Genomic DNA, 15,782 nt, shown 5'->3' on the forward strand with positions numbered 1-15,782 from the left:
TATAATTTTTACAAATACAAATTTTTAATCATCTTTATTTTTTTGCTTTTCTAGGGCTTAGCAATTTTTAATCTTATCTTTGCCGTTCATTTAATAATCTGTCCTATGTTTAGTCCTAAAGAATTATCAGAAATCAATAACCTGTTGCAGGTCAATTCCAAAATTGTAATCATTACCCATTACAATCCGGACGGAGATGCCATTGGTTCTTCTCTAGGTTTAAAACATTTTTTGATGGCTAAAGGTCTATCGCCAGAGGTTGTGGTACCCAACGATTATCCCAAATTTTTGAAGTGGATGCCCGAGGCAAAAAAAAATACCATAGCCGATTATAAAAGAAAAAAAGCAGCCGAACTGATCGAGTCTGCCGATGTTATTTTCATCCTGGATTTCAATGCGCCCCATCGTGCTGGAGATATGGTAGGAAAATGGATAGAAAATTCTAAAGCCAAAAAAATATTAATTGACCACCACCAACAACCCGATACTTTTGATTATGTCTATTCGGACACTACCGTTCCGGCAACCTGCCAAATGGTTTATCATTTTATTGAAGCTTTGGGCGAGGAAAATTTGGTAAACAAAGAAATAGCCGAATGCTTGTATTGTGGGATCATGACGGATACCGGAGGTTTTAGGTTCCGATCGACCTCTGCAGCAACACACAGAATTACAGCAAAATTAATAGAAGCCGGTGCCGATCCTGCTTTTATTTCGTCCAGTACTTGGGATACCAATACCGTGTCCAGACTTCATTTGCTATCCTTGGTCCTTAGCCGTTTAGAAGTGGTAGCCGATGGTAAAGTAGCCATCCTAAACCTGAAAAGAGACGAGCTGAAAGCCTATGGCTTCGAAAAAGGCGATACAGAAGGTTTTGTGAATTACGGCTTAAGTGTTGGAGGCGTGAAGATGTCTGCCTTTTTCATGGAAGATTTGTACGAAGATTTTATAAAGATTTCTTTCAGAAGTAAGGACAACATCGACTGCAATGCCTTTTCTAGAAAACACTTTAACGGAGGTGGCCACATCAATGCTGCAGGTGGTAAATATCTGAAATCCATGGAAGAAACCATCGCCGATTTCAAAGTAAAAGTGCTGGAGGTCGAGTTTTAGAAATTCAAAAAAACATTATAAACTTAAATTTACACCGAACAGAAAGCTGCGACTTAACAATTTTGTTTTGTAGGTAAGTGTCATGTAGTCGTGTGTGTATTTTGAGTAAATGTACTCTTCATTTAGGATGTTGTTTGCTGTAAAATTGTATTTCAACCTGCTGTTTTTCGGACTGTAATACAGGTTGAAATTGGTGAAAAGAAAAGCAACACTTTACTTGGTATCCGGTTTGTAATACTCGTTGGAAAGGTTTGTACTAACCTTGTTGTTGAGAAAAGTGTACGAAATGGTATTCTTAAAACTCATGATGTTTAGCTCGCTGTTGTTTCCTAATTCTGAACTAAAATTGGTCATGGAATAATCAAATAGATTTTTTAATTCTTAGATTCAACTGATAAATGCAACAGGATGTATGAGTTGAATCTAAGTTTTAAATAACAGGCCGCAAAAGAGATTTTGTTTTTAAACGCCCAATGAAGTTTTCGCTCAAAAATTGTATGAAAACTGTGATGTTGCATTTGTAACTTGAATCTAAGATTTTTAAACTGTTTATTTTGTGAAAGTGTTTAAAAAAAAACAATAGTTAGGCAACTTACAATACCAATTTTTTAGGCAAATGGTGCAGCAGCTCCGTGTTGATGATGGCTGTGCATATTTCCGGTTTTTCCCAATGTCCACTGTGTCCACAATCCAAGACATAGGATTTTATATTGCTTCTGTCGGGTAAGGCTTGGATTGTTTTTTTTGTATGTACCGCTGTGTCGTGTTTGCCACAAATCACCAAAATACGACCTTCATATTCTTCCAAAACAATCGTTTTGTCCACTCTTGCCACCATGCCTTTTGCACAGGCCAAAGCTCCCAATGGGTCGGTTTCCAAGGCTATGGTTTTGGCGTGGTTTATTTTTCCTTCCAAGCTGTCCCATTCATAACTGTTAAAGTAATTCGGGATTCCTGCCCTAACATAATGGGCAAAAGCCTCTTCTATAATGCGGTAGCTCTTTCTTCTCTGTTCTTTTTTTTCCTCGCTGTCCGCAAAAAAAGTGGAGAAAAATAAAGTTAAACTTTTTACCTTTTCTGCAAACAGATCCGTGTAGGCCAAAGCAACATAACCGCCCATGGAATGTCCCAAAAGATGAAAGTGTGTGATGTTTAGTTGCTCCAAAGTTTCGTTCACTTTTTCAGCCATAAGATCCATCGTTTGTACCTCTGCGATTTTCGGACTTTTGCCGTGCCCCGGAAGGTCTATTTTTATAAGTTTGAAATCCTGAGAAAAATGCTTCTCCATTTCTACCCACATGTTGGAGTTTTCCAAAAAACCGTGCAGTAAGACCAGATTTTCTGTTCCAGAACCGCAAATTTCGTAATGTAACATCGCTGTTGTTTTGCACAAATTTAATAAAAGTCATCTACCCAACCTATTTGTTTTGCTTTTAGGAGCTTCCGTTGCAGATATTCTTACAACACCAGTCCAGCTTTTCGCTCTATCTTTTGCTTGCCACCCACCTCCCAAGGCTTAGCAAAAGGATGCCGCTGCAATCTGGGCTAAGATTTCAGGACTTGCCTTTTTTCATAGTTGTTTTATTCCTTACCTGAGTTCGATTAATGTTTTGTATGAAAAAGGTTATTCGAAACAGCTTTGTAAATATTCCGTATTCTCCATATTTTTTATGTGTATCAAAGTTTATATTTCAAATTTTTTTTTCACTTACATCACAAAAAAAAACCTTGCTCTACACATTCGAGCAAGGTTTCTTTTTAAGTGTATTTCGAAAAATAGTTTTTATTTCTTAACCGGAGCAATGTCCATCAGTTTCATAAACTCATCCAACTTCGGCATGATGATGATTTCCGTTCTTCTGTTTTCGGCTCTACCGGAAATGGAAGCATTGGTTGTTTTAGGATTGTACTCACTTCTACCTCCTGCAGTAATTCTGCTCGGGTTTACCCCAAACTCGGTTTGCAAAACCTTTGCCATAGAGGTCGCTCTCAGTGCAGAAAGATCCCAGTTGTCTTTTGGTAAGTTGTTGGAGTTCAACGGTACATTGTCCGTGTTTCCTTCAATTAATACAGAATAAGTGTCATAATCGTTGATCACTTTTGCAACTTTGCCCAAAACTTCTTTCGCGGTTGACTGGATGTTGTAGTCGCCGGTTTTGTACAGCATATTGTCGGAAAGCGAGATCATTACCACGCCTTTCAGTACTTTTACATCCACATCTTTATCCTGTACATTGTCCAAAGATCTTTTCAATTTGTTGGAAAGAGCCAAGTTCAGGCTGTCGTTTTTCGTTTTTCCGGCAATCAATTCTTTAATGTAAGAGTTGGATGCATTGATCTCTCCGATCAACTTGTCGATGTTTGCAGATCCTTTTCCGGTGTTGGTAAGACAAGCATCCAAAGAAGTTTTCAACGCGTTGTTTTGATCTTTTAACAAGTTGTTTTCACTTTTTAATCCGGAATTAGCCGATTTCAGATCTTGGATTTCTCTTTGTCTTTCGGCAACATTGTCTATGCATTGTTTGTAGTTGGAGTTCAGAGCGTCAAATTGTTTTTTAGAAACGCAACTTGTAAGAGATAAAGCGGCAATTCCTATTGCAAAAATTTTTACAATTTTCATTATGATTATTTTTAATGGTTTGTTTGTGATGTAGTGACCAAAGTTACTAAAAGGTTCTGTAGAAACCGTATCTTTGTCCGGAATTTTCTTTAAGTATCAAAAACCTTGCTAAACTTAGATTCCTTCACTAAAAATTTAGAAAAACTTCTCCCGAACTTCAAGGAGAAGCAATTTTTGTTGGCGGTTAGCGGTGGAGCTGATTCCATGGTGTTGGCTTTTTTGATGCAAGTGCTTGGAGCCCATTTTCAGGTGGCTCATGTCAATTACAAACTTCGTGGCGAAGCTTCGGATCTTGATAGGGAAGTGGTTGGCGATTTTTGCAGAACCAACAACATCCCGCTTCATGTCTATGAGGTGAGCGCAAAAGATGAAAAGCCGGAAAAGTCGATACAACTTTGGGCAAGAGACCTCCGATATTGCTTTTTCAGTGAAATTATTCTCGAAGAAAATCTTTTTGGTTTGATGACGGCTCATCATCTGAATGACGATTTGGAGTCGTTTCTCATCAATCTTTCCAGAGGTTCTGGACTGAAGGGGCTTTCCGGAATTCCGAAAAATGAAAATTCCATCTACAGACCGCTGCTTAAATTTACCAAAAACGAAATCTACGAATTTGCAAAACTGAACAACATCGTTTTTCGAGAAGATGCATCCAACCAAAAAAACGATTACCTGAGAAATAAACTCCGAAATACAATTGTCCCCGAATTGGAAAAGATAGAACCCAAATTCGTTCAAAATTTTTCCAAAAGCGTACAGTATTTGTCGGATGCCCAAGATTTTGTAAGCCAACAATTGGAGGTTATTTTCTCTGAAAATGTACTTGAAAAAGACGGGTGCAAAGTCATCAACAAAAAATGGTTGAAAGCGCAATCCGATTTTGTGAAATTTAACTTGCTGCATCGTTTTGGGTTTTCGTCTCCGCAGGAAATGGATAAGATTTTTACGGCTCAAGTGGGAGCTGTATTTTACACTCAAGATTTCCAACTAACCATCGATCGAGAATTGCTTTTGATTTCTGAAACGACAAACGAAATTTTGGTAGATTCTTCTGAAATTATTTTGATCCGTACATTTCAGGAACTTCAACACCTCGGTTTTCAGATTTCTTTAGAAAAGTATATCGATCCCATTTTTATTTTGGAAAGACAAAATTTGTTTTCAGATTATTGGTCATTAGATGCTTCAAAAATTACCTTTCCGCTCCGGTTGAGAAAGATGAAATCCGACGATGTCTTTTTCCCAAAAGGAATGAAAGGAAAAAAGAAAGTTTCTAAATTTTTTAAAGACGAAAAAATCTCTATTTTAGCGAAGTCAAAAATTTGGCTTCTGTCGGACGCAAGTGATTGTGTATTAGGTGTTTTGCCTTTAAGGCAAGATGCGAGATTTCTGGCGAATTGCAAAAATGCTAAAGAATTGAAGCTTTTCTTGGGGTAAAATCCCTTTTAAGCGTTTGGTTTTAAGCAAAAATTAACCGTATAAAATTATCATAACAAAGTAATAAATAGTTCTATAATGAAATTGAAGCAATTTTTTATGCTTATTTTATCGTTTGCTTTTTCCTTGCTGTTGGCTCAGGGGAAAGATCCGGTAAAAATGTCGTATAAAGTAAATGATTTGGGGAATAACCAATACGAAGCGGTTTTAACTGCTGTTATCGACAAGGGTTTTCACATCAACTCCAAGGACAATTCTCCCGATACGGTAATCCCAACCGAGATGAAGGTGACCTCAAAAGAAGGTATAATCTTGGTGGGCGGTATTGTCGAAGTGGGAAAATTACACAAAGAATTTTCTGAAGCTTTCGGTGGCGAAGTGGCCAATTACTCCGGAACGGTAGCGTTCAAACAGAAATTTAAACTGAAAAACGAAACCAAACCGGCAAATATAGTTTCGGAAATCACCTATCAATCTTGTGACGATAAAGTTTGTTTTGCACCCAAAACTTTAGAATTCGAACAAAAAATTAGTCCAAAAGGAGGCGAAACGCTTGCCGATAATAAAGTAGAAAATACCGACTCGTTGGCGGCAGTTGCAGCTACCAAAATTGTTGCAGATTCCTCTGCTCAGGACAGTCTTGCTGTGGCTACTGCACCTGCGGAAGCCAACAATCCTAAAGATCTAAAAATATCTTCCATCGATTTGGAAAATCCTTTGACCAATTGCGGTGTGGCAAAAGAAGAAAAATCCCAAAGCAACATCATGTATTTGTTTTTAGGATTCTTGGGCGGATTGATTGCGTTGCTTACGCCTTGTGTTTTCCCAATGATTCCGCTGACGGTTTCTTTCTTTACCAAAGGGACAAAAAACAAAGCAAAAGGTAGGAGAGATGCCCTGTTGTACGGATTGTTCATCTTGTTGATTTTCGTATTGCTTTCTGTGCCGTTCCACATTATTGATGGAATTGCGGGGAATATTTTCAACCAAATATCAACTTCTGTTGGGTTGAATATTTTCTTCTTCATCATCTTTATTTTCTTTGCAGGATCGTTCTTCGGATATTACGAAATTACCCTTCCTAGTTCTATTGCAAATAAATCTGCAAAGGCAGAAGAAGCAGGTGGTATCATCGGGATTTTCTTCATGGCTCTTACTTTGGTAATTGTTTCGTTCTCGTGTACGGGTCCAATTTTGGGGAGCTTGTTGGGTACGGCAGTTTCAGGATCGTCGGATGTACCGATGATGCTTACTTTTGCATTGGCCGGTTTCGGCTTGGCATGGGCCATAATTTTCGGAGCGTTGGCGCTTTTCCCACAAGCCTTGCAAAGCCTTCCAAAATCGGGTGGTTGGATGAATACCGTAAAAGTAGTATTAGGGTTTATCGAGTTGGGATTGGCACTGAAATTCCTTTCCAAAGCGGATTTGGTTTCTAAAACTTTCTTGTTGAAGAGAGAATTGTTCATTGCCATTTGGATCGTGATCGCTCTCGGTTTAGCATTGTATCTTTTGGGTAAAATTAAATTTCCACACGATGATAAAAATGCAAAAATTTCCACTACCAGAAAGGTTTTAGGCTTTTTAGGTCTTGGTTTTGTTGTGTATTTGGTACAAGGTTTGGTGCCTTCGGACAGACCAAAATTACAAATGCTTTCAGGGATTTTGCCTCCGCTTAATGTAAGTTATTTCCACAAAGAAGGCGATGGAATTTTAGGAATGCACCCGGAACATGATTATTTCAAAGCATTGGAAATTGCGAAAAAAGAAAACAAACCTTTATTGATAGACTTTACCGGTTACGGTTGCGAAAATTGTAGAAAAATGGAAGAGTTTGTTTGGTCCGAACCGGACATCTTGCCTATCCTTCAAAACGAAGTGGTTTTGGCTTCGCTTTATGTAGATGACAAGGAAGAATTGCCTGAAAACGAACAAGTCTCTATCGACCTTGGTGGTGGTCAAAAACAAAAAATTAAGACCATTGGAGATCGTTGGTCCCAATTCCAAAAAGTGAATTTCCAAGAATATACCCAACCTCATTATGTATTGGTAACTCCGGACGGACAACTGATCAACACGCCGGTTGGAGGATATATGGACAAAGAGAAATTTAAAAACTTCTTGGAATGTGCAGTGAATTTTTATAAAAACAAAAAATAGAAATTTCTATTAAATGAATATCCATCAGGATTGTACGAAAGTGCAATCCTGATTTTTTTATCTATAACCGGTCTAAATTACGGGGTAGAATTTGTTTTTAATGGATTTTATTTGCTTAATTTTAATTTTAGCGCAAATAATTTTAAATGAACTCATTAAGAAAAAGATTTGTTTTACATTTGTGCTAACAACGGCTTCCATTTTATCTTTTGCGAACAACAATGTGCAGTCAAAAGAAAATTCTGCATTAGAAACTTGTACAGTAACGGTAAGCAGGTGTTGTTACGAAACCGGGAAAGAAGTTGTGGGTACTGCAACATCGACCGATGGTAATTGTGCAAATGCTACTATTGCTGCTGAACAAGACAGTAAGAATAAATGTTTGAAATCTGCTGTACAAATAGCAATAAAAGAAGTTCAGAATTTAGAATAAAATTTATGATTAGAAATTTATTTATCTTTTCAATGTTGGTTTTTTCATTTGGCCGTATTTATGGGCAAATGAACGGTGGAATAGTTGCAAATTACATCCTTGAAATTCGATACAACAACACGCATCAGATCGAGGAGACTCCGAAAGTGGATTGTAAATTATTTATAGAAAATGGAGTTTCTCGATTTACAATATATTACGATAAGGCTCAAGAAAAATATCCTGGACGGGTGTATAACGATAGAATGTCTGTCTATAAAGATTTTAATAAAAACGAAATTTACGGGCGGGCTGTTGGATATAAAGGTGGAGAATATGTTGTGAAAGATTCGGTGGATATCATCCCTTGGAATTTGGAAAAAGAAACCAAAATCGTAAATAACAAAACATATAAATTGGCAAAAGCGCATTGGCGGGATTTTGATTGGGAAGCTTGGTACGACGAGACCATCCCCATCTCCGAAGGGCCATATAAATTGCACGGTCTTCCGGGCTTAATTGTAGAAGGGAAAGCCACTTCTTGCACCAAGACGGTTTATGAATTCAAGTTGAACTCGATGGAATATTCGGAAAAATCTTTGAAAGATAAATTGTATTTTCCTTTTTCAAGACCCGAATTTAAGTTTATTTCCTACGATGAAATGTATCGTAATGTATCAAAAACCGAAATGAACTTTTTGAAAAATTCTTATTTGGAAAATAAAGAAAAGAATACCGACCCTACGATAATTAACGGCCCTTCTTGTACAGCAAGCTTGTCCTTCGACTTTTGTTTTTGCTATCCTGAAAATAAGTAAATGCCGAGATTTTTAATCTACATACTCTGTTTTATGGTTTCAATTGCTCAATGTTATGGGCAATTTTCTTTTGTGGGATATGTAAAAGATGAACAAAACAAACCAATAAATAGAGCACGGCTATTGTTGAAATTCGATGATCAGTTAAGTTATGCTTTTACGAATGCAAATGGAAAATATACTTTCCAAGTTTCTAATTCGAAATTTGAAAAAGTACAATTGACGGCATCTGCGGTTGGTTGCAAGTCGGACAGTGTTTTTATTAATTTCACAAAGGATAAATCTGAATATTTTGCAGATTTCAAATTGGTGCAAAAGACGAAAGCAATAGAAGAGGTGGTGATAAAATCTCTGAGAAAACCAGTGGTCATAAAAAAAGATACAGTGGTCTATAATACTGAAAACTTTATGGACGGCACCGAGTCCAATGTAGAAGAGGTATTGAAAAAACTACCGGGCATAAAAGTAAATGAATCTGGAGCTGTCGAATTCAAAGGAAAAACGGTGGTCGCAGTTATGCTGGACGGTACCAATCTGTTCAATTCTAATTATATGACCGGTACCAGAAACATCAACCCCAAAGTGATTGATCAGATTGAAGCCATTGAAAATTGGTCGGAAAACCCGATACTGAAAGAACAGAACATGGATCGGAAAGTTGCTCTAAATTTAAAACTGAAAAAAGATAAAGCGAGCTTTTCTTCAACGCTCAATATTTCTACTGATTTTGATAAAAAATACAATCTTGGAGGGTACGGGTTATTGGTAAATTCCAACATTAAAAGTTTTCTTACGGCAAATGCCAATAATGTTGCAGAAAACAAATCCCCAATAAATGTTGGAGGAAATTCTTTTAGCTATGAAGAATACCTGAACCAAGCCTTTCAAGCTCCAAATGTTATTAGCAACCCAAGCATCAATACTCAATTTGGTTTGGACAAAGTGTATAGAAATCAACAAAAATTTGGAAGCTACAATTCCGTTTTCAAGATCAATAAAAACATTAATTTAAAATTAATATCAACCTTGGTACAAGACAAGGTGAGGATTAATAATTTAACTGAAAATAACTACAGAACCGACCAACAAATTGTACACACCGTAGATGAGAATGCGATCACCAAAGAGCCTCTCAATTTTCTGAATACCGTTGAGCTGAAGTGGTATAAATCTAAAAATGAATTTGTAGAATTGATCACTGACTTTAGTTTTATAGATGATCGTGCATTGAATAAGCTTTATTCCAATATTAATAACAATCTTGATGTAGAAAATAAAATCAAAAGTATATTTACTAAAAACCAATTGGTCTATACATTTAAATTAGACAAAAATGCAATTCAACTGAAAGCTTTATACGCATACAATGAAAAGCCACAACAGGTATTAATTAGCCCATCAAATACAGGTTTTGTAAACAGCTTTCAAAGTGTTGATAATTCCAAAACCGTTTATGGACTAGAGGGTATCTTGCATCACGCCTTCTCCGTAACTGAAAAATTAACAACGAAGCTAGGATTTTCAAATGAAAAATACGCTTTTTCGAGTGCTTTGCTATCCGATGAATATTTTAAAGATTTAGAGATAAGCAACCGTCTTTTTTTTAATAAAAGCATCTATTATGTCGGGGTAGATTATACAATTGAAAAACCAAAATGGAGTCTTTCTGTTCGGCAAAAAAGCCAAATGCAATACCAAGAATTAATGAATGATTTGGAGCTGGGCAAAGCGATTTATCTTAACAATACCGGTGTGTATTTCACCAAAAATTTCCTAAAAAGATTTTCAATGTTTATCAATGGAAACTATTACACAACTCCGTTAGAGAGCAAAAATATTTACAAAAACCCGATACTGATTTCCAATAGAAATATAGTAAGTAACACCGTTTCTTTGGATGTGCAACATTCAGAAAATTATTCACTGGGCTTTGGTTTTGATGATACTTTTCTCAGTTTGTTCAAAGTGATTCTGTCTGCCGGCTACACCAAGACAAGCAACGCGTTTGCCTCGCAATTTACAATTGATCCCAATGTGATTTATACCCAATATTCGAGGCTTAACCGTCCTTTAGAATCGTATAATTTCATGTTGGATTTAGAAAAATTTGTACCATTTCTTTCCAGTAGATTTACCTTGAAAACACAATACCAGTTGTCGGACTCTTTCACACGGGTCAATGGCAATGATTGGCAAAAAACCGAATTAGAAACTTTACAATTTAATATTATTCATCAAGTTGCTTTGGATTTCCCTTTTAGATTAAAAAACGAATTTACCTATCAACAAGCCCATAGCAACACCGCATTCAATTCAGATTATTCTTTTCGCTCCATTAATTTTAAGAATACCGTTTCCTATTCGTGGAAAACCAATATTTGGTCAGCAAATTTCACCAATGAATATTACAAGCACGATTTGCAACAAGAAAAAGGTTTTTGGTTTGTGAATTTTTCTGTTCACTTTTCTCCTAAAAAATCCCATTTCAAATACTTTTTGTCCGGCAGCAACCTCCTGAACGAGGCATTTTTTTACCAAACTTATATTCAAGATTACGGTTCTACGATTTCAAAAACAGAAATAAATCCTCGATTGTTACAGTTTGGGATTCAAATTAATTTTTAAAATTAAATTTTACTAATTTTGTTTCTTTAAACAATAATCTACCACAATGAGTTTTTTTGAAGAAACCTCTCCGGCAATGGATCGCTATCTGGAAAATCATTGCTCAGAAGAACCTGAACTTTTAAGAAAATTGAGAAGAGAAACTTTTCAAAAAACGACTCAACCTCACATGATTTCCGGATACCAACAAGGACGGTTGTTGTCCGTGATTTCTAAGCTGAAACAGCCCAAAAGAATTTTGGAAATAGGCACCTTTACAGGATACGCAACCCTTTGTTTGGCAGAAGGATTGTCTGCCGATGGCAAAATAACCACCTTGGATGTGAACGAAGATTTGGCGTACCTACCGCAAAAATATTTTGCACAAAGCGACTTTTCTTCTCAAATCGAATTCAAACTTCAAAAGGCTTTGGATTATTTGGACGATTGCCAAGAGACATTTGACCTGGTTTTTGTAGATGCCGATAAAGAAAATTACCTCAATTACTTCGAAAAAATAAAATCCAAACTGCACCAAGGATCTGTGGTGATGTTTGATAATGTCCTTTGGTACGGAAAGGTGTTAGAAGAAAATCCCAAACAAAAATCGACCCAAGTCATTAAAGAACTCAATGATAAAATAGCCAAAGACCCGGATTTCGAAAGCCTGATTTTACCTCTTCGAGATGGGGTTCATCTTTTAATAAAACTATAACTTCACAACATCTACTTTATGCTTGCAGACTGTACGGTTTCTTTGTCGCCAATCTATTCCGAGCCCAACCCTCAATCCACCATGGTTTCTCAAATTCTTTTTGGCGAATTGTGCGAAATTTTAGATAGAGAAAACGATTTTTATAAAATAAAATTGTCTTTTGATGGTACAGAAGGCTGGGTGTCTGCTCTTATTTTAAACGATTTGGAGGTGCCTCCTGCCAAAAATACAGTTACAGAACCTTGTGTTAGGTACGCTACCAAGTCCGGAACGCATTTGCTCTCCCTAGGATCTGAAGTAACTGAAGAGACGGATTCGAATTTTAAAAATGAAAATTTAAAAGAAAATATTTCTTCCCTTGCGAATGTTTTGCAAAACATACCCTATGTTTTTGGTGGTCGATCGGTTTTTGGTTGCGATGCCGATGGTTTTGTGCAATTGGTTTTCAAGGCAAATGCCATCTTTTTGCCAAGACAAGCAAAAGATCAAGCTTTGTTAGGAGATGTCTTGGATTTTTTAGGAGAAAGCGATGCCGGAGATTTGGCTTTTTTCGAAAACGAATTGGGGCAGATCAACCATGTAGGCATCATGCTCAACAATTACCAAGTGATTCATTGTTTTGGAAAAGTGAGGATAGACAGTCTGGACAGCTCCGGAATTTACAATGTCGATTTGAAAAAACACACCCACAAACTTCGTTTTGTAAAAAGAATTCTGAACTGAAATGAAAGGTACTGCTAAATTCTTTTTTATTCTGAATATTCTCATATTAATTGCGAACTGGGGATTTGTAATCTACAATTACTTTTCTCTCCCAGAGATTGTGCCCACTCATTTTGGGGTTTCGGGAGAAGCCGATGGCTTTGGGGATAAAAAAATGTATTTTATCCTCTTGGGGATTGCCACGGCGTTGTTTGTTTTGATGAATTACTTGTCCCAAAATCCGTACGCTCCAGGTCTTAATATTCCGGATAAAATGCGAGAAAACAAAGATCTTACAGCACTTTTTGTACAGGTTCTGAATTTCTTTTGCATGGTTTTGTTTGTCAACATTTCCTATGAAAGTTTCAGTGTTGCTTTAGAAAAGCAACAGGACTTGTCGTTGTTCACACCCATTTGCTTGGGACTGATGTTTGTGGTCATGTTTGCTTTTATAATTTATGCCAATAAACAAAAAACGAACGATTAAATGATGATGAAATTTCTTTACAACAGCTCCGTTTTTGCTCTGGCTTTGATCATGAAGCTTGGTTCTTTTTTTAATGAAAAACTGAAGAAAGGATGTTTGGGTCGGAAGAAATCTTTAGAAATTGTAAAGAATGTATTTTCGCAAAACGATCAGGTGATTTGGATGCATGCCGCCAGCCTCGGTGAGTACGAACAAGGTCTTCCTGTTTTGGAAAAGTTGAGAGAAAAATACCCGAATTATAAAATTTTAATAACCTTTTTCTCTCCCTCGGGGTTTGAAAATGTGAAGAATAAACCCCATTTGGCAGATGCAATCTGTTACCTTCCTTTCGATTTCGAAAAGGAAATTTCACGATTTGTAAGAACCGTAAATCCCAAGATTTTTTTTACCGTAAAATACGATTATTGGTACAACCTTTTGCGTGAACTAAAAAAAGTAAATTGCAAAACCTTTGTCGTTTCGGCGTTGTTTTATGAAAAGCAGGTTTTCTTTCAACCGTACGGAAAGTTTTTTGTAGATGAGCTTAAAAAAAACATCGACTGCTTTTTTCATCAAAACGAAAAATCGTTGGAATTGGCTAAAAAGATAGGACTGGATAACGGAATTATAACAGGCGACACCCGTTTCGATAGGGTCAGACAAATTCGTGAACGAGACCTTTTTGTGAAGTACATTTCGGAGTTTAAAAAGGATAATTTATTGTTGGTTTTTGGAAGTTCTTGGGAAGCTGAAGAAAAAATTGCTGAAAGTATTTTTGTGAAATCAAAAAACACCAAGATCATCATTGCTCCTCACGATATGAAAAGGGGGCCTGCTCTGGAACAGCTTTTCCCATCGGCAATAAAATATACAGAAATTGACGAGCGCGATACCCAGTTAGACGCACAAATCCTTATCATAGATTGCATTGGACTTTTGTCCAAGTTGTATTCTTATGCCGATATTGCAGTTGTCGGCGGTGGTTTCCACGACAAGGGACTGCACAATATTTTAGAAGCTGCTGTCTTTGGTATTCCCGTTGTTTTTGGAAATAAATACAGTAAAAATCCAGAGGCAGATGGTTTGATCGCATTTGATGGAGCTAAATCATTTTATGATGAGCATCAAGCATCAGAATTTATTTTGAATTTGATTGAAAATGAAAAATACAGAAAAGAGATGGGGCAAAATTCCAATAACTTCATCCACCAACAGCCCAATTCTTCAGAATTAATTGTAGAAAAAATAAGTTCTTAGCGCCTGTTAGTTTTTATTCAGATAGAATAAAAAAACGCTGAAATGTTATTTTCTGTAAAACTAAAAACGGGGTCTTGCTTTCAATTAAAAATTTTAGAGTACTTCATAAAGCCATTCAGGGCCCAGTTAGCGGTGTAATACATGGATTTTAGGGTAGAGAATTTCATGTGTTCTTTATAAACCAAATACTGATCCATCATGATGTTGGTTTTTTTTCTGGAAACACTGCTGGGGTGCATTCTGTATTTTGCTAAAGTCTTGTTTAGGGGTTTTCCTTCCGGGATTTCCTTCAACAAGTTCAGCCACATCACATGATCTTCTCTTTTGCTGCCTTTTGGAAAATAAAATTTGCCAACTCTTTCGCAATCGTACATAGAGCTGAGAAGGGACAATCTGCAGGTTTTAAGTAGATTTCCAAAAGTGACCACCGTGTCTGCTTGGAAATCTGCGAGATTGGGATTGAGGTTTTCATCACAACGAGCATAGCTGGTGTAGGCCAATTCGGTATTTTCGTTTTGCATAAAAGCGGTTATTTCCTCTAAAAAATGAGGCATCCAAAAGTCATCGGCATCTAAAAAGGTAATGTATTTTCCTGTTGCTTTTTCTAAGGCAAGATTTCTGGCATGTCCCGCGCCTCCATTTTCTTTGGATTCTATCAATTGAATTCTTGCATCTTGTGTAGCTTTTATAATTTGTACGGAATGATCCTTGGATCCGTCATCCGTGATGATCCATTCCCAATCTTTAAAGGTTTGAGAAAGAACAGAATCGATGGTTTCCTGCAAGAATTTTTCAGAATTGTAACAAGGGGTTATGATAGAAACTAAGGGCATCAGAGGCATTTTTGCAAATATAAAATAATAATTTCACAACGGTTGTCGTTAATATTTCATGCTTTTATGAAAATCATTGCCGATTTTATAAAAAAAATTAATAATTTTAGCCCGATAAAAATTTGATATGAAAAAACTAGCTTTATATTTTGGAGTTTTAATGCTGTCGGTAGCTGTTGGATGTAAGCAAGAAGCTGAAGAGTCTGTACAGTATTCTGTTGAAGGAACTTGGCAACCTTTTAAAATTGTAGAAACCACCGTAACCAATGGAGTTTCGGATTCTCAAATTTATAATTTTTCTGCTTGCCAGTTAGAGTCCAGATGGACATTTAACCCAGACAATACAGGAAACCAAATGACCAAAGACGAGGTAGGAACCAATTGCGATGTTATTTTGAACGATAACATTACCTACACCTACGATAATATAGCCAATGCATTGGTAATCACTCATCAAAACGGTGATGTAGAATACGGAAGAGTGATTTCTCAAAACGATACCAAGATGAATGTGGTTTTAGAAACCAATACCGGTACGGTGTATCATTCATTGACCTATTCATTTAATAAAAAATAATTTTTATTATCATAAAGACGAAAGCGACCAATATTTTGGTCGTTTTTTTATTCTTTTCATTCAGCTTGATA

15 protein-coding genes are annotated in these 15,782 nt (G+C 36.6%); 11 read left to right on the top strand and 4 right to left on the bottom strand.

From position 1 onward, the window contains the following. Positions 1-105 precede the first annotated feature (105 nt). A complete protein-coding gene (locus EIY84_RS00655; protein ID WP_124639454.1) occupies positions 106-1,113 on the top strand; it encodes a DHH family phosphoesterase in 1,008 nt (335 codons plus the stop codon). A 213-nt stretch (positions 1,114-1,326) separates the two neighbouring features. On the opposite strand, the gene EIY84_RS11775 is transcribed toward EIY84_RS00655, so the two are convergent. From EIY84_RS11775 to EIY84_RS00665, 3 genes are all read right to left on the bottom strand, one after another. Next, entirely contained in the window at positions 1,327-1,467 is a 141-nt protein-coding gene (locus tag EIY84_RS11775; protein ID WP_164471990.1) for a hypothetical protein, read from the bottom strand. Positions 1,468-1,705: 238 nt separating this feature from the next. Further along, on the bottom strand, positions 1,706-2,488 hold the full coding sequence (locus EIY84_RS00660; protein ID WP_124639456.1) for an alpha/beta fold hydrolase: 783 nt from the start codon (positions 2,486-2,488) through the stop codon (positions 1,706-1,708). A gap of 408 nt (positions 2,489-2,896) precedes the next feature. After that, positions 2,897-3,733 (bottom strand): OmpA family protein, encoded by an 837-nt coding sequence (locus tag EIY84_RS00665; RefSeq protein WP_124639458.1) that lies wholly within the window; start codon positions 3,731-3,733, stop codon positions 2,897-2,899. A 105-nt stretch (positions 3,734-3,838) separates the two neighbouring features. Here EIY84_RS00665 and tilS point away from each other — a divergent pair, with 105 nt between their 5' ends. The 9 genes from tilS to EIY84_RS00710 all read left to right on the top strand — a co-directional run bounded on the left by tilS (position 3,839) and on the right by EIY84_RS00710 (position 14,301). Further along, positions 3,839-5,170, top strand: a complete 1,332-nt coding sequence (gene tilS / locus EIY84_RS00670) for a tRNA lysidine(34) synthetase TilS (RefSeq protein ID WP_124639460.1) — start codon at positions 3,839-3,841, stop codon at positions 5,168-5,170. Positions 5,171-5,248: 78 nt separating this feature from the next. Continuing rightward, positions 5,249-7,327, top strand: a complete 2,079-nt coding sequence (locus EIY84_RS00675; protein ID WP_124639462.1) for a protein-disulfide reductase DsbD family protein — start codon at positions 5,249-5,251, stop codon at positions 7,325-7,327. Positions 7,328-7,550: 223 nt separating this feature from the next. Next, a complete protein-coding gene (locus EIY84_RS00680) occupies positions 7,551-7,760 on the top strand; it encodes a hypothetical protein (RefSeq protein ID WP_164471991.1) in 210 nt (69 codons plus the stop codon). 5 nt (positions 7,761-7,765) lie between these two features. Next, positions 7,766-8,557, top strand: a complete 792-nt coding sequence (locus EIY84_RS00685; RefSeq protein WP_164471992.1) for a GLPGLI family protein — start codon at positions 7,766-7,768, stop codon at positions 8,555-8,557. Continuing rightward, positions 8,558-11,182 carry a peptidase associated/transthyretin-like domain-containing protein gene (locus EIY84_RS00690; protein ID WP_124639468.1) on the top strand — a complete coding sequence of 875 codons (2,625 nt, stop codon included), beginning with the start codon at positions 8,558-8,560 and terminating at the stop codon, positions 11,180-11,182. A gap of 46 nt (positions 11,183-11,228) precedes the next feature. Beyond that, positions 11,229-11,876, top strand: coding sequence for an O-methyltransferase (locus EIY84_RS00695; protein WP_124639470.1), 648 nt, complete (start codon positions 11,229-11,231; stop codon positions 11,874-11,876). A gap of 18 nt (positions 11,877-11,894) precedes the next feature. After that, a complete protein-coding gene (locus tag EIY84_RS00700) occupies positions 11,895-12,599 on the top strand; it encodes a C40 family peptidase (RefSeq protein ID WP_124639472.1) in 705 nt (234 codons plus the stop codon). A 1-nt stretch (position 12,600) separates the two neighbouring features. Further along, positions 12,601-13,065, top strand: coding sequence for a DUF1648 domain-containing protein (locus EIY84_RS00705; RefSeq protein ID WP_124639474.1), 465 nt, complete (start codon positions 12,601-12,603; stop codon positions 13,063-13,065). Between the two features lie 6 nt (positions 13,066-13,071). After that, on the top strand, positions 13,072-14,301 hold the full coding sequence (locus tag EIY84_RS00710) for a 3-deoxy-D-manno-octulosonic acid transferase (protein WP_124639737.1): 1,230 nt from the start codon (positions 13,072-13,074) through the stop codon (positions 14,299-14,301). An 80-nt stretch (positions 14,302-14,381) separates the two neighbouring features. On the opposite strand, the gene EIY84_RS00715 is transcribed toward EIY84_RS00710, so the two are convergent. Beyond that, positions 14,382-15,134, bottom strand: a complete 753-nt coding sequence (locus tag EIY84_RS00715; protein ID WP_124639476.1) for a glycosyltransferase family 2 protein — start codon at positions 15,132-15,134, stop codon at positions 14,382-14,384. 127 nt (positions 15,135-15,261) lie between these two features. Between EIY84_RS00715 and EIY84_RS00720 the strand changes: the two genes are divergently transcribed. Then, positions 15,262-15,711 (top strand): lipocalin-like domain-containing protein, encoded by a 450-nt coding sequence (locus EIY84_RS00720; protein ID WP_124639478.1) that lies wholly within the window; start codon positions 15,262-15,264, stop codon positions 15,709-15,711. Positions 15,712-15,782: the final 71 nt, after the last annotated feature.

It is taken from the genome of Amniculibacterium aquaticum (genome assembly GCF_003852705.1).
Lineage (GTDB): Bacteria > Bacteroidota > Bacteroidia > Flavobacteriales > Weeksellaceae > Amniculibacterium > Amniculibacterium aquaticum.

Bases quoted from the DNA above. Each gene is read 5' to 3' on its own strand.
- EIY84_RS00655 (WP_124639454.1), top strand. From the start codon at position 106: ATGTTTAGTCCTAAAGAATTATCAGAAATCAATAACCTGTTGCAGGTC.
- EIY84_RS11775 (WP_164471990.1), bottom strand. From the start codon at position 1,467: ATGACCAATTTTAGTTCAGAATTAGGAAACAACAGCGAGCTAAACATC.
- EIY84_RS00660 (WP_124639456.1), bottom strand. From the start codon at position 2,488: ATGTTACATTACGAAATTTGCGGTTCTGGAACAGAAAATCTGGTCTTA.
- EIY84_RS00665 (WP_124639458.1), bottom strand. From the start codon at position 3,733: ATGAAAATTGTAAAAATTTTTGCAATAGGAATTGCCGCTTTATCTCTT.
- EIY84_RS00675 (WP_124639462.1), top strand. From the start codon at position 5,249: ATGAAATTGAAGCAATTTTTTATGCTTATTTTATCGTTTGCTTTTTCC.
- EIY84_RS00685 (WP_164471992.1), top strand. From the start codon at position 7,766: ATGATTAGAAATTTATTTATCTTTTCAATGTTGGTTTTTTCATTTGGC.
- EIY84_RS00690 (WP_124639468.1), top strand. From the start codon at position 8,558: ATGCCGAGATTTTTAATCTACATACTCTGTTTTATGGTTTCAATTGCT.
- EIY84_RS00695 (WP_124639470.1), top strand. From the start codon at position 11,229: ATGAGTTTTTTTGAAGAAACCTCTCCGGCAATGGATCGCTATCTGGAA.
- EIY84_RS00700 (WP_124639472.1), top strand. From the start codon at position 11,895: ATGCTTGCAGACTGTACGGTTTCTTTGTCGCCAATCTATTCCGAGCCC.
- EIY84_RS00705 (WP_124639474.1), top strand. From the start codon at position 12,601: ATGAAAGGTACTGCTAAATTCTTTTTTATTCTGAATATTCTCATATTA.
- EIY84_RS00710 (WP_124639737.1), top strand. From the start codon at position 13,072: ATGAAATTTCTTTACAACAGCTCCGTTTTTGCTCTGGCTTTGATCATG.
- EIY84_RS00715 (WP_124639476.1), bottom strand. From the start codon at position 15,134: ATGCCCTTAGTTTCTATCATAACCCCTTGTTACAATTCTGAAAAATTC.
- EIY84_RS00720 (WP_124639478.1), top strand. From the start codon at position 15,262: ATGAAAAAACTAGCTTTATATTTTGGAGTTTTAATGCTGTCGGTAGCT.